Genomic DNA, 26,224 nt, shown 5'->3' with positions numbered 1-26,224 from the left:
AATAATAATTGGCTCGGAAACTTTATATGCCATTACAACGCTTACTTATTCTTTTTATATCACTGGCGTTAAGTGAAGCCACTATTATGATGTTATTGGCATCATTTGTTACGAAATATACAGGCATCTGGTTTTCTGTAATATTAGATGCCAGCCTTATCTCATTCATTGCTATTATTACTATTCACTACTTATTTAATGATAGTGACTTTGTAAAAAACCAACAATCGAGAACCGAATTCCTAACATTTAAAATAGCTATGATCGTTTTTACGATTGAGGCTTTAGTTATGTTTGCCTTTAATTTTGACGAATTTGTTTTACAGCAATGGCAAGTCATAGCAATTGATAGCTTAATACTCAGTAGTCTCAGTGTGCCAATAATTTACTTTTCCATTATTAAACCTGCCTTCTTGCCCTTACAAGAGCAAAATTCGCAAAAGCTAAACACAACCATATTTACTAGCCTACTGACCTATTTTTGCTCTGCAATTATTTTATATATTGCCTTGTATATGTTTTACGAAAACCAAATACAAACGCGTATAGGTTCTGTTATTCAAAAAGAGAAAAATGAGTTAAAACAAGCTAAATATTCGTTTTTACAACAACTTAATCATGCATCTCGTGATCTGTTAATTCTTAAAAATAATCACCACTTTAAGGAACAGCGTTTTTTTAGTAATGAAAACAAAACACTATTAGAACAGGACTATTTTAATTTTATCACCATAAAAAATTATTACACCCAAATAAGAATTCTTAGCTTAAAAGGCCAAGAGTTAATAAGGGTGCAAAGAGAAAATAACAGTACCGTTATCGTACCTCCAGACAAGCTTCAAGATAAAAGCGATCGATACTACTATAAACGCGGGATAAAGCTCAGCCCTGATGATATTTTTATATCTCCATTAGATTTAAATATTGAAAATGGTCAAATTGAAAGGCCATTAAAACCAATGATCCGTTTAGGCTCAGTGCTAGTTGACAAAAACAATGAAAAGATTGGCTTACTTATAATAAATCTCGGAGGTGTGCATTTACTTAGTCAATTAGAAAATATTTCTAAAAGCTCACTAGGTGACATTATGCTCTTTAATGAAGAAAGTTACTGGTTATTTGGTGATGTACAAAAACAATGGGCTTTTATGTTTGCCAATAAACCCCAGCAACGTTTTCAAGATATCCATCCAGATATATGGCAAGCGATGGAAACTAAAACAAATGGGATCATTGAAAAGGATAACAACATTTATATTTTTGAACACATGACCTTACTAGATCAAGTACCAACACTTGATAATCAGAGAAATAGCAACGGGAAATGGCCCAAATGGAAGTTAGTAAATAAGGTCCCTCTATCACTGATTGAAAACGAATTTAGTAGTTTAAAAAAATTGATTGTTTTGCTCTATCTAGGTGTAATGTTATTAATGATATTTGTTATTTACACCTTTGCTAATCACACTATCGCCAGACGAGAATACGAGGCCAAAGTAGAAAGTTATGCGTTTGTAGATAGCTTAACAGGACTTTATAACCGTAGGATATTTTTAGATAAGCTTGATAAAGAACTAAATAAAGCCCAGTTCAATGAGTCACCATTAGTCCTCATGTATTTAGATTTAGATTACTTCAAGCCAATAAATGATGAGTTAGGCCATGGTGCAGGCGATGAAGCACTTAAAGAAGTTGCAACGCGCATAAAAAGCTGTTTACGTAAGCACGATATTATTGCTCGAATAGGTGGAGATGAATTTGCAGCAATTTTGCCACAGTTAAATGATAAAGACGTGATCTCTGAGATAGCACAAAGAATCATTACAAATATTAGCAAACCATTTATTTTATTTGACCAAAAACGCACGCTCGGAATAAGTATAGGAATTACCATCACAAACGGACAAGCTCATACTAGCTTAGAAGTAAAAACACACGCAGACCAAGCACTTTACGAGGCTAAAAATTCCGGTCGAAACTGCTATCGGTTTTCTAAAGAAACACGCTAATTTTTAGTATTTTATGAATTTAGTATACGGTTTCAAGATTGCGCGTTTTTCCGGAATGAATTATCACTTTTAGTTCTAGCTTTTACCATTAACATAGCGCAAGTTTTATTATATAGTGGAGCCAAGAATTCATTGCATAGTAATGCATTTAGATTCATTCATTAAATTAACTATTCATTTTTATTAAAAATATAACATATCAAGTGCAGTCTATGTGTTTTCTAATGAGTTATACCAATAACAAACGTAATAATAACCATATTACAATCCAGAATTTTAAAAACGAGGTAAGCGCATGTTATCAAAACGCATAATTCCTTGTTTAGACGTAAAAGACGGCCAAGTCGTTAAAGGCGTTAAATTTAAGGGCCATGAGGTAGTCGGCGATGTTTTAACACTTGCTAAAGCCTACAGTGAAGCCGGTGCCGACGAACTGGTATTTTACGAGATCAGTGCAAGCGTTGAAAAACGATTACTCGATGTAAATTGGGTAGAAAATATTGCCCGCCATATCGATATTCCATTTTGTGTAGCGGGTGGCATTAAATCTGTAGCCGATGCAGCGCGCGTACTTGAACGCGGCGCTGACAAAATCAGCATTAATAGCCCTGCCATTGCTCGTCCTGAGCTTATAAAAGAGTTACACGATGAGTTTGGCAAGCAGTGTGTGGTTGTCGGTATTGATAGCTTTTACGATGAAACAACCGGTGAATACTTAGTGTATCAGCTTACAGGCGATCCTAATGCCTCAAGCCGTACTCGTTATAAAACCCAAGAGTGGGTTCAGCGGGTACAAGACTTAGGCGCTGGCGAAATTGTTTTAAACTGTATGAACCAAGATGGCGTTCGTAATGGTTACGACAACGAGCAACTAAGCAAAATACGCGAGCTATGCGACATTCCTTTAATCGCCTCAGGGGGCGCAGGCACAATGCAAGATTTTGTTGATGTATTTAAACAAAGCAAAGTAGATGGTGCACTCGCAGCCAGTGTTTTTCATAAAAACGTGATTAACATTGGCGAACTAAAACAATTTTTAATAGATAACCAAGTGGCAGCCAGATTATGCTAGTAACGCAAGAAAACCTAACTCAAGTTGATTTCGCAAAAAGCGAGATGATCCCTGCGATTGTTCAAGATGCACGCTCTGGCGTTATTTTAATGCAAGGTTTTATGAATAGCGAAGCGCTTGCTGTCACGCTTGAAAGTAATAAGGTTACTTTTTATTCGCGTTCTAAATCGCGTTTATGGACCAAAGGCGAGTCATCAGAAAACTACTTAAACGTGGTCTCTGTGCATACAGATTGCGACTACGATTCAATTTTAGTATTGGCAAACCCAGAAGGGCCAACGTGCCATTTAGGCACGCAAAGCTGTTTTGGCGATGCTGCAAAACCAAGCTTAAGCTTTTTAGCGCAACTTGAAGATGTGATTGTTGCACGTAAAAACGACGATCCAGCTAAAAGCTACACCGCGTCCTTATTTGCTGAAGACTTAAGCCGCAGCTGCCAAAAAGTAGGTGAAGAAGGCGTTGAAGTGGCGCTTGCGGCAATGAAACACGACAACAATGAGCTTACTAACGAATCGGCTGACTTGTTGTATCACTTAATTGTGTTACTACAGCGTCAAGGCTTAGAGCTCACCGATGCAGTTGCTTGCCTACAAGGGCGTCATAAGTAAAACCGCCTGTTACTGTGTGCGCCATTTTGTGGCGCACTCAGTATGTTAAAACCATAAATTCACTTTAAATTACACCTTGCGAATAGCATTTACTCCCTCCCTTAGGTATTCTTTAACTAGGGTCTGTTGACCTTTACGGATTAAAATTTGTTCAAACTAGGGGCGGTTTAATCGCGGCGCGAGGTTTGCAACCTAGTGGGCTAAGTCAAAACCGAGCAACAAAGAGTAAATCGCCCCTAGGCAGAACCCGAAGGGCAGCGCCTGTTTGGCATTGATGCTGCGTTATCACCTATTTATGGGGAATAACCACACTACATAGGCTCTGCCTTGCCTAAATACCAAACAGACTGCTGCAAATTCAACCTTGAAAGGTCAATAGACCCTAATGTTCAAGGAATAGCTATTACAAAAGGATAGCGCATTATGAAAAACTATATATCGCTGGTATTAACTGGCCTAATTTTATCTGGCTGTAGCAGTTTAACCACTGAACAAAAAGCTAAACTAGATAACCTAACTCCCTGCGAAAAAATGGATGGGCTGATTGCCGCCTATGACAATCGCTTTGCAGCGTTAAAAGACACCAAAGTAAAAACACCTTATTTAGATGTGTGGAGCGCAAAGTACAACGTATTTGGCAATAACTGCCAAGTAACCAGCTTTAACAATCAAACCGTGACCTATCGCTGTCAAGAAAACTACAAAGACCAGCAACAAGCCGTTGCCATGCATAAACAAGCCGTTGAGCTCACTCGCCAATGTTTAACAAAAAATAGCAACTGGTTAGAAACACAAAAAGAGTCGGAAACCTCTCTGCGCACCACCTTTGTACTTGATGATAAATCGCCGGTTATTTCTGTTTATACCAGCAAAACCTTATCAAAAATTAAAACCTGGTCTACCTCGTTAGAAGTAGGAAAGCCCGTCGCCACTAAATAATTACGAGAGAATGTATGCGCCTAACACCCAGTAAACAATCCACTCATTTAAAAACAGACTGTATCGGTGAATGTTATAGAATGAATGGCTACTGTACTGGGTGCGGGCGCACAAGTGACGAAATATTCGACTGGATTATTTTAACCGATGAGCAAAAGCAAGCTATATTGGCCTCCCCTCGTGAAGATGCCAAAAAAGACTAGCTTAAATTTATAACCATTAAGGCGCATTACGTTGTGATGGGTCACGTTTAAAGTCTTTACTTAATCGCTTTGGGTCTAACGCTTCACGTTGTTTGCTAGCACCTTCTGCCCACCAAATTAATTGATTAAACGTGCGCGAAAAATAGCTATCCCATGATGTTTGCTCTGCCGCATTATTTGCGTCACCACTTTCAATAAACACATCCTGTGCTTTTGGTACATGGATCATTGCTGATACCGGCAAACAGCTCAGTTCACTTAAAAAGCTGCGCATACCAACAGCAGCGCGCACGCCGCCCCACTGCCCTGCAGAATAGGTCACAATTGCGCTGGGTTTATAGCCAAATAAAGAACTACCAAAATGGTTTAGCAAATTAGCAAGTGCCGGACTCATCGAATGATTATATTCAGGGCTCACCATAACAAAGCCATCGCTGGCTTTAATTTTTGCTGCTAAATCATCAAGTTGTTTAGGTACCTCAGCCTGCGTATAGGCAAAGTGCGGTTTAAACACAGGGTCTAAATCGTAATCGAGCGGATCAATAAGCTCTATTTCATGCTCAGAGTAATGCTCAAGCAAACAACGCTCACATGCTTTCGCTACCCTTTCCCCTAAACGCGCAGGCTTAGGTGGGGTACTTTTTCTAACCGAACCGAGAAAAATTAAAAATTTCATGTATCGGCACTCCTTTTTAATTGCGAAAATAAATACCTCAAAAAAGTTTGAGGTATTTACTGTACGATTTAGGCCTTATCGAGCGCTTGGCTTACATCGGCAATAATATCGTCAATGTTTTCAATACCCACCGATAAACGAATTAAATCGCGGCTAACGCCAGCATTGGCCAGCTCTTCATCATTTAATTGTCGATGCGTGGTAGATGCTGGGTGGCAAGCCAGCGATTTAGCATCGCCAATATTAACCAAACGTAAAATCATGTTTAGAGCATCAATAAACCGCGTACCGGCTTCAAGGCCACCCGCAATACCAAAACTTAAAATACCTGACGCTTTACCATTGGTAATTTTTTGGCTTATTTCGTTATACGGGCTTGATTTTAATCCCGCATAATTAACCCAAAGCACCTTAGGATGGCTCTCTAAATATTCAGCAATTTTTTGCGCGTTTTCACAGTGACGATCCATTCTAAGCCCTAATGTTTCAAGGCCAATTAAAATGTCTGATGCGTTTTTAGGCGCAAGCGCCGCACCGGTATTTCTAAGTGGTACAACGCGGCAACGCCCAATAAATGCCGCTTCAGCAAACGCATCGGTATACACTACATTATGGTACGACGGATCAGGCTCATTCATCATCGTAAAACGGGTTGCATTGGCTTTCCAGTCAAACTTGCCCGAATCAACAATCATGCCGCCAATCGCGGTTCCATGGCCGTTAATGTATTTAGTGAGTGAGTGCACCACAATATCGGCACCTAACTCAAATGGACGACACAGATACGGCGTAGCCACGGTGTTATCTACAATTAAAGGCACCCCTTTGCTGTGGGCAATTTTCGCAAGGCGAGCGATATCAACTATATTCCCAGCAGGGTTACCAATTGATTCGCAAAAAACTGCACGAGTGTTTTCATCAATGGCGTTTTCAAAACCGTCAAAATCATCGGCTTTAATCATTCGCGCCTCTATACCTTGGCGCGGCAAGCTGTGGGCAAATAAGTTATAAGTACCACCATACACTTGGCTGGTGCTTACAATATTAGTACCCACTTCACATAAACATTGAATCGCATAGGTAATCGCCGCCATACCCGAGGCCACAGCCAGCGCACCAATACCGCCTTCCATCGCGGCAATACGCTGCTCAAGCACCGCATTGGTTGGGTTCATTATGCGGGTATAAATATTACCAGGCACTTTTAAATCAAATAAATCAGCGCCATGCTGCGTATTATCAAAGGTGTACGAAGAGGTGTTATAAATCGGCACCGCCGCCGACTTTGTGGTGGCTTCAGATTCATAACCATGGTGCAACGCTAAAGACTCAAGTTTCATAATTTATTCCTTCAATATAGTTACATCTAACGTAGCATTTAATGGTTACAAAATGCACATGAAATATACTAAAGAATATTGAAGGAAATAGATTTAATACTATATCTAGCTAAGTGTTCAAACTACTGTCGCTCATATATTCAAGAAAATGAGCCAAGCGCGCATATTACTCCTCTAAGCGTTGCTTAAATACAATAGAAAACTTAGTGATAGTAATATGTTAGGTAATTTGTTAAAACTATATAAAATAGAAAAGTGAGCGCAGCGCTGGTATAAATATGCGCGGTGAGCGCACTATTAAATTGTTAGCCTTTTAGGAGTTCAATTGAACCAAAAAGTAATCTCAATATCATTAGTCTTATTAGCGATTATTGTATTTATTTCATTATCTTTGTCTTTTATGGCGGTACTAGGGCTTATTAGTTGTCTACCTTTCATTGATCAAAATAATCTAACTTTATTACCTGGAATATCTATTGGTTGTGGAGGAATGATTGCTATTTTAGCTTTCGTAAGAGATAGGCACCATCAAAAAAATGATCGTCTAAGAAAGAGCGATGAAATTTATCTTAATATCGCTAGAGAATCTTTCAATGAAGTCTACGACTTATTAAAAGATAAAAATAATGATCGAATTATTTGGGTTAGAGCTTCGCGATTATTGTTACAAGCAATAGCTTTAAAAAATAAAATTGAGACTAATGACATCATTCAAGCTTTCGAGGTCTCAGAAGAGCGACTTAGAACGGAGCTTTATCGTACCTTTTCTATAACCGTAGACGGTGATAAAAATAAACAAGCATTGCCTCCTCAATTCTTTTATGGAATCGATGATTGGGAAACAGAAAAAAATCTTGATGAGGCTGCTATCAAAGGTGGCAGTAAAACTGTATGTGTATCTGTAAATATTCATGAAAACATACCTAGCCCTTCATCTGGTGGTTTAGCTAACAAATCTGTCATTGCCATTTTTGATTTTTTAGAGTTTCCTTTAAGTTACGATGATCCATTAAAGAAAGTAAATGATTGGAACGACGACTGGGCGGATAGTCACGGTATAAACCAAGGAGCAAAACGCTATATTGCACATAAAAAGAGTAATTCTGTAATTGGTGGTAAGCTGTATAAAAAAGGCTAATAAGTCGTTTAAAAGGACAAAAAACAGTTGGCTTTTGCTCCTTCGTCGCTAACTTTAGCCAACAATTTTTGCCTCTTAACGAGGCGTTAAAAGTACAAGGAAATTTATGAGTCTATGCCCTCGCTGTGAACATAAAATAGATGTTTTCAGCTTTTCTTTATCTGCATTCCCGTTTTACTTTAAATGTGCCAATTGTCAGTTGAGATTGAAACTTATCAGCTCAAAATTATTCTGGGCTATATTTTTATTGTATTCAGCAGTCGTGTTTAGATTGATAATGTATATTCAGATTCTCAGTGAGTACGGTTTAGGCGTAATATTAGCCATATTAGGCTGGTTCTTTGTTTACTATAAATCGTCACCTTACATACTCAGCAAAGATAACGTTGCACTATATGGTAGTGACTAGCTAAAAACAGCTTTGTTTTATCTCTTCCTCTAAAAGCGATGCGTCTCTTCGCCCTCTTTGTTAATAAATCACTAAAAGACCTTATTCTACAAAGAGAAGTGGATGGGAGGCTTCGGGCTACGAGGCGCGAGTAAAATGCTAATGCCCATAAATACGCGATATGAAATCGCTGCTACAAAAGACATTTACTGATAAAAACAGTTTTTGCACCACAGAGAATCCCGAGGCGCTTTGCGCTACACAGAGATGGATTGATATCTTTTAAGCATTTCTCTGTGAACTCTGTGTCCTCGGTGGTAAATACTTATTTAAGCTTAACTCTGGCGCAATGTGAGATCGCTGCTACAGGGCAATATATGGCTTTTTTACGTTCACTAAAAGGTCTTATTCTACAAAGAGAAGTGAATAAGCACAAAACACAGTAATAACGTTTACTGGCTCAGACTGAAAAAAAATTGTTGGCTAGCTTGGTTTTTGGCTATTTTTCATCATTTCCAAATAGCGCCCTTCAATGAATTTTTTTTCTTTTGTAAGGTGTTTAAGTGCGTACTGTGTTTTTTCTAGCTCTTGCTTGAGTGTGTCTAACTCCTCACTACTTTCTGGCCCGTCTGTTTGTAACTGCAATTGCTGTAGTAGTTGGTCTTGCTCTGCAATTTGCCTTTTATATTCGTTTAAAGTGTTAAGTAGTCTTGTTTGATCGGGCGTTGAGGATGTATCTGTGCTTGATGTTTTATCACTATTTTCGCTTGCGGTTTTAAGCGCTTCATAATCTGCTTGTAGCTGGTCTTTTTCTTCTTGAAGCACAGTCACTGCATCATATTGTGCATAGAGCTTTTGACGGGTAACTTTTAATTTTTCAACACTTTTATCGAGATCCCCTTTTAGTTTGCGAATTAACTGATGCGAGCGTTTTAATTTTTTATTGAGATCATCAATTAGCTGTTGTTCTTTTTCGGTAACATGATCTTTGGTTGATGAAGTAACCTCTGTTAATTGTTGTTGTAACAGCATTTGTACACTGATTAACTCAGCGATAGTTTTTCGATTATCGTTAACATAGCTCATGGCATTGTCAACAGACTCTCTGCACATAGCTAACGTCGCATCATCCATTGTGCCGTTACTTTTAACCATACTCAACGCAAAAGCCCTAAACTCTCTGAGTATCAGTAAAAGAATATAAAACCACGCGGCTAAAATAAGTAGCCCAAAATTTATAGCAATATAATGATAAACCTCTGGCGGAAAAACGGCATATGGCATTATTTAGTTATCTTAAATTAAGTGTTTATTTACTAGAGTTTAGCGCTGTGAAAAAAATCTGCCATAATAACAACAACATTAAAAAAAAGTTACCTGTGTGAAAATACTTATCGTGGATGACAGCCATGCAACACTTGAAATTGTACGCCGAGGGTTGGAAAAGTTTGGCTATCGAAAATTATTAATAGAAAAAGCCAACAATGCTAAATCTGCGTTAACGCTGATTGGTAGTTGGCACCCCGATATTGTCCTTACAGACTGGCATATGCCTGATATGTGTGGAGTTACGTTATTACGTGCAATAAAGCAAAGGCAACTTAATATAATAGTGGCAATGCTGACCACCGTTGATGAAAAATCTCAAATTGAAGAAGCTATTAGCTTTGGTGCATCCTTTGTATTATCAAAGCCTTTCACAGACGCGCAACTACACGATAAATTATTGCCTTTAGTACAGCTTGTTGAAAATAACGAAATCATCCCTGATGAAATTGAATTAAACAGTGATTTAGCGTTACCAAAACTGTCGCAATTAGAACGATTGTTTCATAAACATATAAGTCAGTCCTTAATCGTAAACACAATTCAACCTCAGGTATTTGATGAGTCTAAAGTACCCTGCGTCATGGCTGTTTATGAGGATCCAAAAAGTCAAAAAGTACGTGCCATTGCCATACTTGATATTTATGCTGCCTGCGTAATGGCAAGTGGCTATAGCAGCTTGTCGGCTGAAGATATCAGTAACTCTATATTGTCAGGCGTTGTAACGAATACAGCATTAAGCGCATGTAAAAAAGCGTTAACGGAAACGGCTTTTGCCTTTTTAGACAAACGAACACGCGTTAGTTTACAAATCAAAACGGTCAAAGTGATTACCACGCCTTTTCGTAAACTCACTTTGCTGTATAAAACACCTGCTGAAAAGCGCATTGATTTTAGCTGCCAGCTTGAGGGCATGGCACAAGGTAAAATTATGTTGGTTGGCATTTAGTAAATTAAACGCACGTATTTACCATTATTAAAAAGTTTATATTTAAAAACACCTTGCTCCTAAAAAAGCGCAGCGTCTCTGCACCCTCATTGTAAATCAATCACTTAAAAACCTTATTCTACAAAGAGAAGTGAATGAGCAGCAAATTAGTAACCTAAACCACCAAACAACCTTGTTTTATACCTTCCTCTGAAAGCGCAGCGTCTCTTCGCCCTCTTTGTGCATAAATCACTTAAAGACCTTATTTAACAAAGAGAAGTGAGAGCTACGAGGCGCGAGTAAAATGCTAATGTCCATAAATACGCGATATGAAATCGCTGCTACGAAATACATTTACTGATAAAAACAATTTTTGCACCACAGAGAATTCCGAGGCGCTTTGCGCTACACAGAGGTGGATTGATATCTTTTAAGCATTTCTCTGTGAACTCTGTGTCCTCGGTGGTAAATGCTTATTTAGGCTTAACTCTGACGCGATATAAAGTCGCTGCTACGAAAGACATTTACTGCTAAAAACAGTTTTTTCACCACAGAGAATCCCGAGGCGCTTTGCGCTGCACAGAGATGGATTGATATCTTTTAAGCATTTCTCTGTGAACTCTGTGTCCTCGGTGGTAAATGCTTATTTAGGCTTAACTCTGACGCGATATAAAGTCGCTGCTACGAAAGACATTTACTGCTAAAAACAGTTTTTTCACCACAGAGAATCCCGAGGCGCTTTGCGCTGCACAGAGATGGATTCATATCTTTTAAGTATTTCTCTGTTAACTCTGTGTTCTCGGTGGTAAATACTTATTTAGGCTTAACTCTGAAGCGATATAAAATCGCTGCTACTAAAGATACTTACTGCTAAAAACAAATTAACTCCCCCCGCAACCCGAACCTCGCAGCTCGTAGCCCGCAGCCCGCAGCCCGAACCTCGTAGCCCGTAGCCCGTAGCCCGTAGCCCGTACCCTAAGTTAAATTAATCGCCGAAAATGTTTAAACAAAAAAAGGCGCTTCCGATTAAGGTAAGCGCCTTTTTGTTATTTTAACTGCTTCTTATTTTACGATTTTCATTTCGTCTAATAAGTTTTGGGCGTTATCTACTTTATCCATTACCCACAGCATGTAGCGTGAATCTACATGGATTGAGCGATTTAGCTCTGGGTTGTAATCCCAATCACCAATAATGCTTTCGTACACACCGTCAAACAGTAAACCCACCAGCTCAGCTTTACCATTTAGTGTTGGTGAACCTGAGTTACCGCCAGTTGTGTCTACGTTTGATAAAAAGTTAACCGGTACGGTATTCATGCCACCTGTGTAATCACCATAAAGCTTCGCTTTAATTTGCTCTTGCAGCTTTTTAGGCGCATTAAATGGGTCAACATCGGTGTTTTTAGCAAGCAACCCTTCAAGTGAGGTAAACGGCGTGGCCACTAAACCATCTTGCGGAGAATACCCGCCTACCGTGCCGTAAGTTACACGTAATGTGCTATTTGCATCGGCGTAAACCGGTTTGTTTTGCGCTTTATTAAAGGCAATAATCGCACTCATTAACTCTGGGCGAGCGGCTTGTAACTTACCTGCAAGGGCTTTTGACTTATCTTCCTCAGCTTTCATTACCGTGAATATGGCTTTTGCATATTGCATGAATGGGTCTTGGCTTTGGTTTAATTGGCTAAGCGTTTGCTCAAATAATGAATTACGTACAATTTCGTTATCAAGCGTTGATTTAGCGTACATTTCATCAAGTAATGCACTTTGTTTTGCTTTATCAAACCCATTTTCTAAAGCAAAGGCTTTATCAATTTCACTGAAACGCTCTGCTTTAGGTAATGCTGCATATTGCTCTAAAAAGTGCAGTAATATGGCTTTATCTACGTTTGCGTCAAAGCGACGTGACATACGCTCTAAACCCGATTTAATACGCGGTAAATCACGTTCTTGATAACCCGATTCACGCTCGCTATTTAGCTTTTGTTTTTCATAAGCTAAACGGTATAAACGACGTGCCGTGCTGATCATTTGTGAACGGTGAACATAGCCTATCATACGGTCGCGCTCACTGTGCTCTTGCGATTGTGCAACAAGTGCTGATAACTCATTAAGTACGTTACCGTAGCGCTGTTTACGTTCGCTATCGCTGTTTATCCAGCTTGTAAGTTCTTGTTCAAACTGCTTTTTACGCTCAAACATGGTGCCTTTTTTAAAGCTTTCGATCATCGAGCCATAGTTTTTAATGTAGTTGTTATAACCAGCTATGGTGCTTTCGTAAGCAATACGCGCTTTACTGCCATCTTCTGAGTTTTCTTCAATTAATGACACGTATTTAGTATTGTGCATGCGCGCTTTAGGGTAGCTGTCGTTAAATACATAATCGACCTCTGCCGCAATACGGTAACGATTGGTTCGTCCTGGATAGCCAGTAACCATGACAAAATCACCCTCTTGCACGCCTTTAGCACTTACACTTAAGTAAGACTCAGGCACGTACGGTACGTTGTCTTCGCTGTATTCTGCTGGTTTGCCGTCTTTACCTACATAGGCGCGGTAAAAACCAAAATCGCCTGTGTGACGCGGCCACATCCAGTTATCGATATCGCCACCGTATTTACCTACGCCCATAGCAGGTGCATACGCTAAACGTACATCTTTAATTTCCAGCGATTTAATAAGGTAAAACTCTAAACCACCATGAAACGAATATACATTACAACGGTAGCTAGCATCAGCTTCACACTCTGCAACGAGGGCTTTTTGATTTTTTTCTAACGCATCGTAGCGTGCTTTTGCACTTAGCTCGTTAGTGCCGCTAATTACTTTATCAGTCACGTTGGTCACTGTTTCTGTAACGTACACACGTGAACCTGGCGCAGCAGGTAAATCTTCAGCCGGTGTTTTTGCTAAAAAGCCGTTTTCAAGTATGTTGTTTTCAGGCGTTGAATTATATTGCACTGAGCCATAAATACAGTGATGGTTAGTAACAACTAAGCCCTTTGGCGAAACAAACGAGGCTGTACATCCGCCTAAGCTAATAACCGCATTCATTGGAAATTCGGTTAATTTTGAAATTGAATCAACACTGATTTCAAGGCCTTTGGCTTTTAAAATTGATTCCAGCTCTGGTAGCTGATGAGGTTGCCACATACCTTCATCGGCATTGGCCGCAGAAGAAAGTGCCAGTGAACAGGTTGCTACCAAAGTGGCAACAAGAGGTTTTAAACGCATTATAGAATCCCTTTTATTATTGAACCTGCAGATTACTCATTAAGTATGAGTAAGGTCAACTGCGCTGAGATAAATTGTTACAATATAGCGCCCAATAAACAAAAAAGGAGCTCAGGGTTTGTACCCTAAGCTCCTTTTTAAACAATATGATATACGATGTTAGTCGTCTTTTTTCACATCATTTGGATGCGCTACACCCATCCATGCTTTAAATAATGCTTTTTGCTCATCAGTGGCATTTTTATTCGCAACCACTTTTTTAGGTTTGTCGAAGTCTTCAGACAACACAAGCTCAGTCGACATTAATGCATCACGACGAATAAAATCAACAGTGACTTTATCGCCTGCTTTAAAGGTTTCTAGGCTGGCTGTTAAGTCTTTACCTACATGCTTTTTATTAATAGCGACGAGTTTATCGTCGGTGGTTAAGCCGCCTTGCCATGCTGCACCATCGCGGCGTACATGGGTAAGCGTAAGTAACTCGCCAGTATTTTTAGTAAATGCATCTAAGCTTGGTGTGGCCTTGGCTTTTTCTGGTAATTCAAAGCTTAAACCTACTTTTGCTAGCAGTGCATCAAAATCAAGGTTGGCTGGTGAGCTAACATTTGCCTGCCACCACGCGCTGTAATCACGCCCTGATAGTTGTTTTAAAATAGCCAGTACGTCTTGCTCAGTAAACCCTGCCGGTAATTTATGCTGTTTATAAAGCGCTTTATGTACATCTCTGTAGCTAATTTTACCTTGGCTATTTTCAAGTAGGTCGATATCTAACGCCATCGACAATAATGAACCTTCAAGATAAATATTAGTGCTGTAGTTACGTGCGTGATCGCCGCCTTGGTTTATCCATTTATCAAAACTGGTTTCGCTGGCACTTTGTACTTCACGCCCCGGTGTTGTGAGGTGGCGGTTAATGGTTTTGCTTAATACTTTAAAAAACTCATCGTTAGTTTGAATACCCGAACGCACTAATAAATGATCTTCAAAATAGCTGGTAGAGCCCTCTGCTATCCATAGCAATTTTGAATAATTAATATTAGTGTAGTCATATGGCGCAAGCCCTTTAGGACGGTACGCTTTTACATTCCAAGTATGAATAAACTCATGAGCTGCAGTACTTATAAAACCTAAATAGTCTTCACGTTTAGCAAAGCGGTCGCGTGGGCGCTGAATAATCGTTGAGTTTAAGTGCTCAGTTGCCCCGCTTGCGCCTGATGTAGCGTGTACCATAAATACATAACGTTCATACGGGTAGCTGTCCCAAATCACATTGCCGGTAGCCACTAGCTTTTTCAAATCGGTTAGCATCAGTTCAATATCATAATTGCCCTCACCCCATACCACCAGTTCGTACTCACGGCCATCAACTTCAAAAGTGCGTAGCTCGTTAATACCGGTTTCGATTGGCGAATCAACTAATACATCATAGTCACTGGCTTTAAAGCTGTGCTTATTTTTATAATTTTCCATGCCTGACACAGAGCGCCATGCTTTAGGGACGTTTAATTCAACCGTTACTGGCTCTTGGCGAAATGATTCGCTAAACATAAAAAAGCCTGATGCATCAATAAAGGCATGGCTGTCGTCAATATGGCGGGCGCGCTTACCTAGCTCATTGGCATACACTTGGTAATCTATATTTACTTCAGTGGGTTCATTTAAATGAACGCGCCATGTGCTGTGGTCAATCTTTTCCCACTTTAATGCATTACCTTCATCATCACTGGCTTTAAAGTAGCGAACGCCATTGGCAAGATTTAAAATTTCATAACGACCAGTGCGCCATGCTGGAAGTTTCACATCTAAGAAAGACTGCGCCGTTTTAGGAAATTCTACGTTCACATCACCTAAATGATGCTCTGGCTGAGAAATGTTTAAAGCGTAATTAACGTCGGCAAATACCGGTGCTGAACAGGCAGCTAAAATTGATAAGGCAAGTAGCTTTTTCATAAAGGCTCTTTTTTATATAACGTATTGTTGTACCAAGATTAACAAGACCCATTTTAAAAGTGAATTAAAAGCGATAAATACACTTATATTTAAGATCGTTCGTATTTTGTTGCTAAAAACATTAAGTTTTTGATCTCATACCTACTATTAATATGTTTTTGTTGTAAACTAAACCAATAAAGGTATTAAAATAATGGTGTGTAGGTGTCTAGGAGCTCCAATACGGTGGAACAAAAACTAAAACAAGCAATTGACAGTAGAAGAGTAATAGAAAGCGCTCGTAAACATCAAGTTGACACCCTTTCTAACTTTGCGGCTAAGTTATCTTTAAGCTGTAAAGGACTTGATATTGAGCTTGATAACCGCCTAGCAAAGTTCCGTAGCGCATTAAACAAAGGAATGGATTTTGAAGACTTCTCTCCTTTGGTAGATGATATTTTGGCCTTGCTAAAAAATCAGGAAGCGATTCAACTAGCGCATCAACGCGACCTGTTAACCAGCGTACAAAATGCAGGAAAACAGTTACAACAAACGAAAGGCCTGCCTGACGAAACCCGCAGAACGCTGCGTCATTTATTAGATAACCAACTTGACGATATACAATCGGTGCATGGGTTTATCCCAATATTAAACCAATTGATCACCTTTTATCATCAAGCTTTAATTGCTAAAAGCAATAATACCTTTGAACCACCCAATCTAAGTGTACTCACTGAAAAGCTGTTTAAATTAGTTAGTGAGCTCGTGCTAGAAGAAGAAGCCAACGAATCACTGTATTTAATAAAAAAACGCATTGCTAAAAATAAAGCCGTTGACCAGTTACTTGATGCCGCAATAGATGTGATTACTTTAATTGTTAAAAGTATTCACGTTGAACGTGAATCAGCGCAAAGCTTTTTAGCTTCATTAAACCAAACACTTGAAGAGCTGCATCGCTCATTGGTATCAACCAGTGAACACTCTGAATCAATGAATGTTGAATTTGACTCAATAAATCAACGCATTGGTGAAAAGCTAGAAAGTTTAAATACACAAACAAAAAATGCGACCTCAATCACAGCGTTAAAGCAGCTAGTTGAAAACGAGTTACGCTCACTCAGTGCAGATATTTTAGAAAAAGAGCAACTCGAACAAAAAGATCGCAGAATTTTAGTTGCCAGCTTTACGCAAATAAATGAAAGAATTAATAGCTTAGAAAACAAAGTCAGTAACTATAAAAAACGTTTAAATGAGCAACGATTTAAAAGCTTACTCGACAGCCTGACAAAACTGCCTAATCGCGCGGCATTTGATGAGCGTTACAACCACGAAATTAATTTATTTAACGAACAACCGTCAGACATAACGCTAGTTGTTATAGACGTCGACCATTTTAAATCAATCAACGATCGATTTGGCCATACCGCGGGTGATATTACTTTACAAGTTATTGCTAAAGCGCTGCAAAAGTCGATTAGGCAATCAGACTTTATTGCACGCTATGGCGGCGAAGAGTTTGTGCTATTAATGCCACGCACTTCACTTGAAAACGCGACAGCGCACCTCAATAAATTAAGACAGTCTATTAAAAAGATACCGTTTAAATTTAAAGACAAACAAATTGAAATTACTGTTTCGCTAGGCGCAACCCAATTTAAAGAGGGTGATACCCCTCTAAAAGCATTTGATAGAGCCGATCAAGCTTTATACGATGCTAAAAATTCAGGCCGGGATCGTCTGTGCATTAGTAAATAGTGTTATGCATTTCTACCTTTGAGTACAAGGCATAATTACGCAGTAAATTTACCCAAGAAGTATCAAGGAGAATGCCGATGCTAATACAGTTAAACCCAACAGGGGTATTAGATTTATTATCGCAGCTAGAAGTAGACCTACTAGAACAGTCATCAACAAGCGAACGCTACAGGTTATTCAGAAATTGTGTTTTAGCTGTGCTTAATGTAGGCAGCCATACCGATGTAAGTAACGATATATACGAAAAACATAAAGACTTTGATATTCGTTTAGTAAGCCGTGAACGCGGTATTAAAATTGAATTAGAGAACCCGCCGCAAACGGCCTTCGTTGACGGCCACATAGTCACCGGCATACATGAGCACATATTTTCGGTTATTCGCGATATCTTATTTATTTGCCAAAAGTATGAAAAAAATCTCCAAGAAACTAAAGCCATTACCCACATGGTTTTTGACATGCTTAGAAATGCCGACGCTCTTAAAGTAAATAGTGAACCTAACATGATTGTATGTTGGGGCGGCCACTCTATTAACGAAATAGAATATAAATACACTAAACAAGTAGGTTACGAATTAGGCTTACGCGGGTTAAATATTTGTACTGGCTGTGGGCCTGGTGCAATGAAAGGCCCGATGAAAGGCGCCACTATTGGTCATGCCAAACAACGTATAACTAACAACCGTTATTTAGGTTTAACTGAGCCCAGCATTATTGCAGCTGAGCCACCTAACCCGATTGTGAATGAACTGGTTATTTTACCCGATATTGAAAAGCGACTTGAGGCCTTTGTTCGCACCGCTCATGCCATTATTATTTTTCCTGGTGGTGCAGGCACAGCTGAAGAACTATTGTATCTATTAGGCATTTTGTTGCACCCTGAAAACGAAAAGCAATGTTTACCTGTTATTCTTACCGGTCCAAAACAAAGTGAAGCTTACTTTGAGGAGCTGTGTCAATTCATTCAAATGACTTTAGGCGATGCAGCCCTAGATAAATTTGAAGTGATTATTGATGATCCTCAATTAGTAAGCCAAAAGTTAAAGTCGGCAATGAATGGTGTACGCGAATACCGTAAAAGCCAAGGGGATGCATATTACTTTAACTGGACCTTGAAAATAGACAGTGATTTTCAGCAACCTTTTTACCCCTCTCATGAGGCCATGGCGTCGCTTGATTTACACCTTGATCAACCCAAACAACAGTTAGCGGCTAATTTACGCCGTGCGTTTTCGGGAATAGTGGCGGGAAATGTAAAAGAAGAAGGTTTAAATGCGATTAAAAAAGACGGCCCATATGTCCTCAGTGGCGAGCCTGATTTAATGAAAGCAATGGACACACTTTTACAAGCGTTTGTAGAACAAGGTAGAATGAAGCTCCCTGGCAGTAAGTATATTCCTTGTTATACAATAAAAGCGTGAGTTTATAATTGAATCCCCATTTACTTCTTATTGATGCGCTTAATTTAATTAGGCGCATCTATGCTGTTGATGCTAACCAAACGCATCACAGCGACGAACATATGTTAAAAGCATGCTGCGCTCGAGTAGCACATGCCTGCAAAAAACTCATAACAACCACTAATGCAACCCATGCAATTGCTGTATTTGATGGCGATAAAAGTTGGCGCTATCACTTTTACAAAGATTACAAACATTCGCGCGCCCCGATGCCACAAACGTTAAAAGAAGCCTTGCCACATTTTAAAGCGGCCATTGAAGAAACCGGCATTGTGGTATTTGAGCCGACTAACGATGAAGCCGATGATATTATTGCAACATTAGCCCATAAAGCCGCCAACAATCAGATAAATAACACTATTGTCTCTACCGATAAAGGGTTTTTACCGCATTTAAATGAGCAAATTGAAGTTTATGATTACTTTAAAAAACAACAGCTCACACAGCAGCATATCCAAGAACGTTTTGGCGTGGCACAACACAAACTCATAGACTTTTGGGCCCTGGCAGGAGACAAAACCAATGACATTCCAGGTGTTAAAGGCATTGGTGTTAAATCGGCACAACAATTGGTGAATCAGTACAACACTCTCGAAGAGGCATTAAGCGATGAATCATTAAGTGCGCGCTTACAAAAAAAGCTTGCTGATGATATGGATATGTTTGTTATTTCTAAACAACTGGTGAGTTTGCGTACTGATATCCACTTAGGCTTTAGTTTAAAGCAGTTAAGGCTTAATTAGTCGCAAGTTAATGGCACTGAACGATCGCAATACGTATACTAGTAATAGTTATATTGGTCTGGGTAGGCAATGTTTAAAAAGTTTTTTAGGTATTTGATATTGGGATTAGGTTTATATGCACTGATAGCCACGTCGGTTATTATGTTTTATAAAGACGATCCACAAGCAATGATTTGGCAAGACCGCGAAGCATTCAATAAACGCTATATTGAAAAACTGCGCTTAGAAGATGCTTTTACGCTAAATGCTGTGCTTGAATATTTAGGCAGCCCAGATTTAACCTACGCGAAGCGCGATGGTGAACAGGTGTGGCAAGTTATATTTTATCGTACACAACATAAAACCTCGGATGGCATTACCACCATGGATGAATGTACCGGGTTATTATTTAAAAACGGCCAACTAATAATGTGGGGCCCAAGTGCTTATGAAAAATACCTTGAGCAAAATGATGGAACAATTTAATGGAAGCACCACTGTCGGGTAACCTAAAAAAGCTACTCGAAAGCACACAGTTGCTTTTAGGTTCACATAATAATAAAAACCAGTGGCATACTTTTTACCCGATTGTTTGTAAACTTGCAGAACAATACGCAGCGTTATATAAACAAAACCCAGCGGCGTTACAAGCTCAGCTCAATTTGTATAAAACACACTATAGCTTTGCAACCAATTTAGTGGTTAATCAATGTGTTTTAACCTGTGCATTAAGTGCTAGCCAAAATTACGATAAACACTTAACAGAGCTTTATATCAGTGCCTCATTGGTGGAACACCTTTGTGTTGCTAATCAGTTGAATAAACTAGCCCAACAGCAAACATTTACTAATACCGACACTAAAATGTGGCAGTTACGCCATAAACTCGCTGCCAAAGTGATATTGACATCACAACAACCAGCACATCAAATTGCCCATATTTTAGCTAAACTAGCCAAATACAAACACGCATTATTAAACACGCCTAAAGTCATGCTTTATGACGGAGCCAGTGTATTGGTTGCTTTGGCAAATATTTTGGCGCTTAACGTAACCTGCAACGCAAAACAGCAGCATATTAGTTTTTATAAAGCCATAGCTGATTTGTACATAAGAACCCCCAACTCATTCGCACAGAAGCTACTAAAAGACTTAGTAGCACACGTTGGACAATATGTACCAGGTAGCCAAGTGGTTTATGCTGACCAAACAATGATTTATTTGGCTACAGATTCGGCAGGCCGTCATATTATCGTTAATAATGCCAATACAAAAATGGCCTGGTATCGAATAAAAGCATCATTAGAGGATGGCTTAAAGGCATGGCCGTGTAATGACGATCGCTTGTTTTTAAAAGTTTGGGACAGTGAATACCTGCATATTGTTCATAAGAGTGACGACACACAGTCCTCTTTGTACGAATTAGTTAAACAAATAAAAAACCAACAAGAGTACAATTACAAAGCATTAAATACATTACTTACCCCTTATCCTAATGTTATAAAATCAGTGTGCCATGCAGTAAAACAGTATAATAAAGAGCTGCAACCGGCAAAAGATTTAAGGCATAGCTTGTCTATGGTAGGTTACGATAAGGCCCCTGCGATTATTCAAGGCATGGTTTTTGAGCAGTTGGTAAATAGTATTGCCCATCCTTTACATACATTTTTGTGTACCCGCATGGGTTGTTTAGTCAACATTGTAGAGCTGTTAGTAAAACACGATAAAAATTTGCAAAGTGAACGCATTAGTTTGAGCCTATATGCCTATTTATATTATCTATTAATTAATTACAGCCCAGAAGTTTCTAGAAAAATCACCTTAGACCAAACACCGAATAAATCCTTAGATACGCCAATATGCACATTTTTTGGCATAAACAATGTTGATACCCCTCATTTAACTAATGAGCTTAATGAATTACTTAGTAGCGACCCCTGGGCAATAGCGTTATTAAAAGCTGAAACATTGCCTAAAAAGCAGCTCGATGATAGCGCTAAGTTGTGGGCAGCTTTGAAAGTTGTAGCCCAGCGCGCACTTAAACCTGACCAACCATTAACAGCATGGCAACAGCAGATATTAAATCAACAACTCACCCGCCATGGCTGGAAAAGTGAGGTCATTTTTTATCAATCCCTGCAGCAATTAGGTCTGCATAATAGTATTTAGCTGGCTTATTATCACTATAAATTAAAGTTATACCCTGTATTTGCAGTATAAACTGGCAAAATGTTCAATAAATTGGTATAAATGCCGGCTTAAATTTAGCACCCCTGTCATATAAGTAGTCTAAACTCTGTGAGTATTTTTTATTTATGTGTGTATCCAAATCTTTAAAGGAAAAGTTCATGGCCAAACAAACCATAACAGTGATCAAAGGCGACGGCATCGGCCCAAGCATTATCGACTCAGCACTTGAAATACTAAAAGCCGCAGGATGCGATTTTGATTATGAATTTGTTGACGCTGGCCTCGCTGCGCTTGAAAAAACGGGCGAATTGCTTCCACAAGAAACAATTGACACGATTGCTAAAAATAAAATCACTTTAAAAGGTCCATTAACGACCCCTGTAGGCGAAGGCTTTACATCAATCAATGTAACACTTCGTAAGCAGTTTGGTTTATACGCTAATGTTCGTCCTGTGAAGTCGTTCGCAGGTACTAAAGCACGTTACGATGACATTGATATTATTACTGTTCGTGAAAATACCCAAGGTATGTATTCAGGTGCAGGTCAAGTAGTGAGTGCTGATGGCAACGAAGCTGAGGCAATGTCTGTGATCACCCGTGAAGGCGCTGAAAAAATCGTTACTTTTGCATACGAGCTAGCTGTACGCGAAGGCCGTAAAAAAGTAACCGCTGTTCATAAAGCAAATATTTTAAAATCAACATCGGGTTTGTTCTTAAAAGTTGCTCGTGAAGTGGCTGAACGTTACCCTGAGATTGAATCAACTGAAATGATTGTTGATGCAACCTGTATGAAACTAGTAATGACACCGGAAGAGTTTGACGTAATTGTAACGACTAACCTATTCGGCGATATTTTATCTGATTTATGTGCTGGTTTAGTTGGTGGTTTAGGCATGGCGCCTGGTGCTAACATTGGTGAAGATGCGGCTATCTTTGAAGCTGTTCACGGTAGCGCACCTGATATTGCAGGTAAAAACCTAGCAAACCCTACGTCAGTTATTTTAGCGTCTATTCAAATGCTAGAGCATTTAAATATGGGCGATACGGCAGAGCGCATTCGTAGCGCAGTGGCTGATGTAATTAAATCAGGCGACCGTACTACTCGCGATTTAGGCGGCAGCCATGGTACAACTGACTTCACTCAGTCGGTAATCGACCGTCTGTAACAGTATAATTGAATTATAAAGCCAACATCTGTTGGCTTTTTTTATGCCTGCTCAAAACCGCTTGTATCACTTTAATGTAATTAATGTGTATTTAAGCTCCCTACTCCTTAAAATTAAAAATGCATAATTTCTGCTTTTAATGTGAGAATACTTTACATCAATTAGAATTTAAGATTAAAAAAGATATAAAAATGAATTTTTAATCCAAAAACGTTAGTTTTGGGTTGACATGAGCGCGCAAAAGCCTTAAAAATAACCACATACAAAAATTGTAATTTAAACAGCATTTTATTTTAAAGAGCAAAACATCATGAACACACAATTTCGTCTTTTAGTCTTACTCGTACTGGTCTTAGTGATAAGCCCAGCGGGGATGTATTAAAAGGTGAAATATGCTTTTTAAAACCCTCGCACTACGCGGGGGTTTTTTTTTGCATAAATCAGTCAACAGAGGAATGAGGATGAGTAAACAAGAATATAATGGCTCTGAATTGGTTGTTAAGTCATTAAAAGAGTTAAACGTTAAGTATATATTCGGTTACCCCGGTGGCTCAGTATTAGACTTATATGATGCGCTATTTCAGCAAGATGATATTGAACATATTTTAGTCCGTCACGAACAGGCCGCCACACACATGGCCGATGGTTACGCAAGAGCAACCGGTGAAGTCGGTGTTGTACTTGCCACTTCTGGACCAGGGGCAACAAACTGTGTAACAGGCATAGCAACTGCGTATATGGATTCTATTCCGATGGTGGTGTTATCAGGTCAAGTGCCAACCAACTTAATTGGCGATGACGCGTTTCAAGAAACGGATATTGTTGGCTGCTCTCGTCCGATTGTAAAGCATAGCTTTAATTGTAGAAGCGCTAGTGAAATTCCCAATATTCTTGCTAAAGCCTTTTATATTGCCAGCTCAGGTCGCCCAGGCCCAGTTGTCGTTGAACTTCCTAAAGACATGCTTAACCCTGAGCTAACCTTTGCTTACAACTTTCCAGCGGCAACAGAACTCAGAACCTACAACCCTAATACCAAGGGTCACTCTAAACAAATTCGTAAGGCCGTTACTGCTATTTTAGAAGCGAAAAAGCTGGTTATTTATTCTGGTGGCGGAATTGTGCTTTCAAATACATCAGAACAACTAACCCATTTAGTCGAATCGCTTAATGCCCCTATTACCAATACCCTAATGGGACTAGGTGGTATATCAGGCATTCACCCTAACTTTATTGGTATGTTGGGTATGCACGGTACATTAGAAGCAAATAAAGCCATGGCCAATGCTGATGTTATTTTAGCCCTTGGCGCACGATTCGATGATCGAGTTACCAATAACGTACAAAAGTTTTGCCCTAATGCCACTATCGTGCATGTAGATGTCGATCCGACTTCAATTTCCAAAACCATAAAAGCACATATTCCGGTTGTTGGCTGTTTAGCCACGGTACTTGAACAGTTACAAACTGCTATAGATAAAAGCCCAATAAAAATAGACCGCAGTGCACAAGAAGATTGGTGGCGACAGGTGATCAGTTGGCGCGAACAAAAATGCTTAAACTACAATACCGATGGCGATAAAATTAAACCTCAAGCAGTTATAGAGGCTATTTATAAAGCGACTAATGGTGATGCTTATGTCAGTTCAGATGTGGGCCAACACCAAATGTTTGCAGCGCAGTATTATCCATTTAAGCACCCTCGTCAGTGGATCAACTCAGGTGGCTTAGGCACCATGGGCTTTGGCTTACCAGCAGCTATGGGGGTTAAGCTCGCCTTTCCGGATAAAGAGTCTTTATGTGTGACTGGCGACGGCTCTATTCAAATGAACATTCAAGAGCTTTCTACCTGTTTACAATACAACTTAGCGGTAAAAGTGATCTCGTTAAATAACCGTTCACTAGGTATGGTTAGACAATGGCAAGATATGATTTATGGCGGCAGACACTCCTCTTCCTATATGGAATCACTTCCTGACTTTGTAAAACTTGTAGAAAGTTACGGCCATGTAGGAATACGAGTCAATACACTGGATGAATTACAGCCGGCAATAGACAAAGCCATGTCGATAACCGATAGATTAGTGTTTTTAGATATTTTAGTAGACGAAAAAGAACATGTTTACCCGATGCAAATTAAGCACGGTGGCATAGATGAGATGTGGTTAAGAAAAGGAGTAAAGGCATAATGCGTCGTATATTATCTATATTATTAGAAAATGAACCCGGTGCGTTATCACGTATAGTGGGGCTTTTTTCTCAACGAGCTTACAATATTGATAGTTTAACTGTTGGAACCACTGATGATGAGTCACTCTCGCGTATTACTGTCACCACTAAAGGCGATGATAGAATTGTTGAGCAAATCACCAAACAGGTAAATAAACTGGTCGATGTACTTAAGGTGATTGATTTAACCGAAATGAGCCACATAGAGCGCGAACTGTTACTAGTAAAAGTATTTGCTCAAGATGAAGCTACGCGAGCTGCTGTAACGCGGGTTGTAGATGTATTTCAGGGCGCTATTTTAGGTATGGGGCGTCAAAGTTACAGCCTACAGTTGGTAAGCAGCACCGATAAAATAGAGTCGTTTTTAGATACCTTACGTCATGAAACAGACATTATAGAAGTGGTTCGCTCTGGCGCGGTCGGCATTGGTCGCGGAGATAAGGCGCTTAAAGCTAAATAAGCGTTAAATTTACGGCAAAAAAAAAAGGGCTTAATAGCCCTTTTATTATTTTTATAAACCTAAACCTTATAGGTTTACTTGGTCTTTAAGACCTTTACCTGGTTTAAAGCTTGGAATAGTCGCTGCTGAAATTTGGATTTCTGCACCTGTTTGTGGGTTACGACCTGTGCGAGCAGCACGTTCTTTAACTGAAAAAGTACCAAAACCAACTAATGCAACAGAGTTGCCTTCTTTTAGTGAAGAAGTTACAGCGCCTGTGAATGCATCAAGTGCACGTGTAGCGGCTGCTTTAGAGATTTCTGCGTCAGTAGAGATTTTTTCAACTAGTTGAGCTTTGTTCATTATTAGATTCCTATTCGTTATTATTTTGCCTTCGCAAATCCTATCTTTATGCATTTTCGAAGAGTTAGCAACAGCAAATTACGTTTTTTATCTAAAATACTAAAAAATTAGTAA

21 protein-coding genes are annotated in these 26,224 nt (G+C 39.3%); 15 read left to right on the top strand and 6 right to left on the bottom strand.

The genetic code is table 11. The features are described 5' to 3' along the window. Positions 1-26 precede the first annotated feature (26 nt). The 5 genes from KK487_RS16235 (at position 27) to KK487_RS16215 (ending at position 4,831) form a co-directional block, all read left to right on the top strand. Positions 27-2,009, top strand: a complete 1,983-nt coding sequence (locus KK487_RS16235) for a GGDEF domain-containing protein (RefSeq protein ID WP_215522199.1) — start codon at positions 27-29, stop codon at positions 2,007-2,009. 295 nt (positions 2,010-2,304) lie between these two features. Then, a complete protein-coding gene (gene hisF, locus KK487_RS16230; RefSeq protein ID WP_033103129.1) occupies positions 2,305-3,081 on the top strand; it encodes an imidazole glycerol phosphate synthase subunit HisF in 777 nt (258 codons plus the stop codon). Then, positions 3,075-3,689, top strand: coding sequence for a bifunctional phosphoribosyl-AMP cyclohydrolase/phosphoribosyl-ATP diphosphatase HisIE (hisIE, locus tag KK487_RS16225; RefSeq protein WP_013463284.1), 615 nt, complete (start codon positions 3,075-3,077; stop codon positions 3,687-3,689). The genes hisF and hisIE overlap by 7 nt, the downstream gene beginning before the upstream one ends. A 423-nt stretch (positions 3,690-4,112) precedes the next feature. Beyond that, the gene (locus KK487_RS16220; RefSeq protein ID WP_215522198.1) at positions 4,113-4,628 is read left to right on the top strand and encodes a hypothetical protein; all 516 of its coding nucleotides are present in this window, start codon (positions 4,113-4,115) and stop codon (positions 4,626-4,628) included. A gap of 14 nt (positions 4,629-4,642) precedes the next feature. After that, positions 4,643-4,831, top strand: a complete 189-nt coding sequence (locus KK487_RS16215; protein ID WP_016900157.1) for a DUF1289 domain-containing protein — start codon at positions 4,643-4,645, stop codon at positions 4,829-4,831. A gap of 16 nt (positions 4,832-4,847) precedes the next feature. Here the strand turns inward: KK487_RS16215 and KK487_RS16210 are convergent, their stop codons facing one another. Both KK487_RS16210 and KK487_RS16205 read right to left on the bottom strand, forming a co-directional pair. Next, a complete protein-coding gene (locus KK487_RS16210; protein WP_215522197.1) occupies positions 4,848-5,507 on the bottom strand; it encodes an NADPH-dependent FMN reductase in 660 nt (219 codons plus the stop codon). A gap of 68 nt (positions 5,508-5,575) precedes the next feature. Continuing rightward, positions 5,576-6,847, bottom strand: a complete 1,272-nt coding sequence (locus tag KK487_RS16205; RefSeq protein ID WP_215522196.1) for an O-acetylhomoserine aminocarboxypropyltransferase/cysteine synthase family protein — start codon at positions 6,845-6,847, stop codon at positions 5,576-5,578. Positions 6,848-7,172: 325 nt separating this feature from the next. Between KK487_RS16205 and KK487_RS16200 the strand changes: the two genes are divergently transcribed. Continuing rightward, positions 7,173-7,985: a hypothetical protein gene (locus tag KK487_RS16200; protein WP_152554833.1), complete on the top strand. Its 813-nt coding sequence runs from the start codon at positions 7,173-7,175 to the stop codon at positions 7,983-7,985. Between the two features lie 871 nt (positions 7,986-8,856). Here the strand turns inward: KK487_RS16200 and KK487_RS16195 are convergent. Then, positions 8,857-9,657, bottom strand: a complete 801-nt coding sequence (locus tag KK487_RS16195; protein WP_036954800.1) for a hypothetical protein — start codon at positions 9,655-9,657, stop codon at positions 8,857-8,859. Between the two features lie 97 nt (positions 9,658-9,754). Here KK487_RS16195 and KK487_RS16190 point away from each other — a divergent pair, with 97 nt between their 5' ends. Further along, a complete protein-coding gene (locus KK487_RS16190; protein WP_024601604.1) occupies positions 9,755-10,648 on the top strand; it encodes a response regulator in 894 nt (297 codons plus the stop codon). A gap of 1,041 nt (positions 10,649-11,689) precedes the next feature. On the opposite strand, the gene KK487_RS16185 is transcribed toward KK487_RS16190, so the two are convergent. After that, entirely contained in the window at positions 11,690-13,861 is a 2,172-nt protein-coding gene (locus tag KK487_RS16185; RefSeq protein ID WP_215522195.1) for a S46 family peptidase, read from the bottom strand. A 159-nt stretch (positions 13,862-14,020) separates the two neighbouring features. Next, complete coding sequence (locus KK487_RS16180; RefSeq protein WP_215522194.1) at positions 14,021-15,811, bottom strand: M61 family metallopeptidase; 1,791 nt, start codon at positions 15,809-15,811, stop codon at positions 14,021-14,023. A 225-nt stretch (positions 15,812-16,036) separates the two neighbouring features. Here KK487_RS16180 and KK487_RS16175 point away from each other — a divergent pair, with 225 nt between their 5' ends. From KK487_RS16175 to ilvN, 8 genes are all read left to right on the top strand, one after another. Continuing rightward, entirely contained in the window at positions 16,037-17,545 is a 1,509-nt protein-coding gene (locus tag KK487_RS16175; RefSeq protein WP_215522193.1) for a GGDEF domain-containing protein, read from the top strand. A gap of 77 nt (positions 17,546-17,622) precedes the next feature. Then, positions 17,623-18,966 (top strand): nucleotide 5'-monophosphate nucleosidase PpnN, encoded by a 1,344-nt coding sequence (gene ppnN / locus KK487_RS16170; protein WP_013463271.1) that lies wholly within the window; start codon positions 17,623-17,625, stop codon positions 18,964-18,966. 8 nt (positions 18,967-18,974) lie between these two features. Next, positions 18,975-19,748, top strand: a complete 774-nt coding sequence (gene xni / locus KK487_RS16165; protein WP_013463270.1) for a flap endonuclease Xni — start codon at positions 18,975-18,977, stop codon at positions 19,746-19,748. Positions 19,749-19,817: 69 nt separating this feature from the next. Next, entirely contained in the window at positions 19,818-20,213 is a 396-nt protein-coding gene (locus KK487_RS16160; protein WP_024600863.1) for a DUF3192 domain-containing protein, read from the top strand. Further along, positions 20,213-21,895 carry a hypothetical protein gene (locus tag KK487_RS16155; protein ID WP_215522192.1) on the top strand — a complete coding sequence of 561 codons (1,683 nt, stop codon included), beginning with the start codon at positions 20,213-20,215 and terminating at the stop codon, positions 21,893-21,895. Before KK487_RS16160 ends, KK487_RS16155 begins: the two co-directional genes overlap by 1 nt. Before the next feature lie 179 nt (positions 21,896-22,074). Then, complete coding sequence (locus KK487_RS16150; RefSeq protein WP_013463267.1) at positions 22,075-23,082, top strand: isocitrate dehydrogenase; 1,008 nt, start codon at positions 22,075-22,077, stop codon at positions 23,080-23,082. A 461-nt stretch (positions 23,083-23,543) separates the two neighbouring features. Next, on the top strand, positions 23,544-25,268 hold the full coding sequence (locus KK487_RS16145) for an acetolactate synthase 3 large subunit (RefSeq protein WP_013463266.1): 1,725 nt from the start codon (positions 23,544-23,546) through the stop codon (positions 25,266-25,268). Then, positions 25,268-25,768, top strand: a complete 501-nt coding sequence (gene ilvN, locus KK487_RS16140) for an acetolactate synthase small subunit (protein WP_128583281.1) — start codon at positions 25,268-25,270, stop codon at positions 25,766-25,768. Before KK487_RS16145 ends, ilvN begins: the two co-directional genes overlap by 1 nt. A gap of 66 nt (positions 25,769-25,834) precedes the next feature. Here ilvN and KK487_RS16135 read toward each other — a convergent pair whose 3' ends face one another. Next, positions 25,835-26,110 carry an HU family DNA-binding protein gene (locus tag KK487_RS16135; RefSeq protein ID WP_008112559.1) on the bottom strand — a complete coding sequence of 92 codons (276 nt, stop codon included), beginning with the start codon at positions 26,108-26,110 and terminating at the stop codon, positions 25,835-25,837. Between the last annotated feature and the right edge of the window lie 114 nt (positions 26,111-26,224).

Source organism: Pseudoalteromonas sp. SiA1 (assembly GCF_018732205.1).
Lineage (GTDB): Bacteria > Pseudomonadota > Gammaproteobacteria > Enterobacterales > Alteromonadaceae > Pseudoalteromonas > Pseudoalteromonas tetraodonis.
This window is presented reverse-complemented; position numbering and strand designations above follow the sequence as displayed.

What these genes read in the sequence shown, in the direction of transcription:
- hisIE (WP_013463284.1), top strand. Translation starts at nt 3,075, where the DNA reads ATGCTAGTAACGCAAGAAAACCTAACTCAAGTTGATTTCGCAAAAAGC.
- KK487_RS16160 (WP_024600863.1), top strand. Translation starts at nt 19,818, where the DNA reads ATGTTTAAAAAGTTTTTTAGGTATTTGATATTGGGATTAGGTTTATAT.
- ppnN (WP_013463271.1), top strand. Translation starts at nt 17,623, where the DNA reads ATGCTAATACAGTTAAACCCAACAGGGGTATTAGATTTATTATCGCAG.
- KK487_RS16215 (WP_016900157.1), top strand. Translation starts at nt 4,643, where the DNA reads ATGCGCCTAACACCCAGTAAACAATCCACTCATTTAAAAACAGACTGT.
- KK487_RS16220 (WP_215522198.1), top strand. Translation starts at nt 4,113, where the DNA reads ATGAAAAACTATATATCGCTGGTATTAACTGGCCTAATTTTATCTGGC.
- hisF (WP_033103129.1), top strand. Translation starts at nt 2,305, where the DNA reads ATGTTATCAAAACGCATAATTCCTTGTTTAGACGTAAAAGACGGCCAA.
- ilvN (WP_128583281.1), top strand. Translation starts at nt 25,268, where the DNA reads ATGCGTCGTATATTATCTATATTATTAGAAAATGAACCCGGTGCGTTA.
- KK487_RS16180 (WP_215522194.1), bottom strand. Translation starts at nt 15,811, where the DNA reads ATGAAAAAGCTACTTGCCTTATCAATTTTAGCTGCCTGTTCAGCACCG.
- KK487_RS16235 (WP_215522199.1), top strand. Translation starts at nt 27, where the DNA reads ATGCCATTACAACGCTTACTTATTCTTTTTATATCACTGGCGTTAAGT.
- KK487_RS16185 (WP_215522195.1), bottom strand. Translation starts at nt 13,861, where the DNA reads ATGCGTTTAAAACCTCTTGTTGCCACTTTGGTAGCAACCTGTTCACTG.
- KK487_RS16155 (WP_215522192.1), top strand. Translation starts at nt 20,213, where the DNA reads ATGGAAGCACCACTGTCGGGTAACCTAAAAAAGCTACTCGAAAGCACA.
- KK487_RS16145 (WP_013463266.1), top strand. Translation starts at nt 23,544, where the DNA reads ATGAGTAAACAAGAATATAATGGCTCTGAATTGGTTGTTAAGTCATTA.
- KK487_RS16195 (WP_036954800.1), bottom strand. Translation starts at nt 9,657, where the DNA reads ATGCCATATGCCGTTTTTCCGCCAGAGGTTTATCATTATATTGCTATA.
- KK487_RS16210 (WP_215522197.1), bottom strand. Translation starts at nt 5,507, where the DNA reads ATGAAATTTTTAATTTTTCTCGGTTCGGTTAGAAAAAGTACCCCACCT.
- KK487_RS16135 (WP_008112559.1), bottom strand. Translation starts at nt 26,110, where the DNA reads ATGAACAAAGCTCAACTAGTTGAAAAAATCTCTACTGACGCAGAAATC.
- KK487_RS16205 (WP_215522196.1), bottom strand. Translation starts at nt 6,847, where the DNA reads ATGAAACTTGAGTCTTTAGCGTTGCACCATGGTTATGAATCTGAAGCC.
- KK487_RS16150 (WP_013463267.1), top strand. Translation starts at nt 22,075, where the DNA reads ATGGCCAAACAAACCATAACAGTGATCAAAGGCGACGGCATCGGCCCA.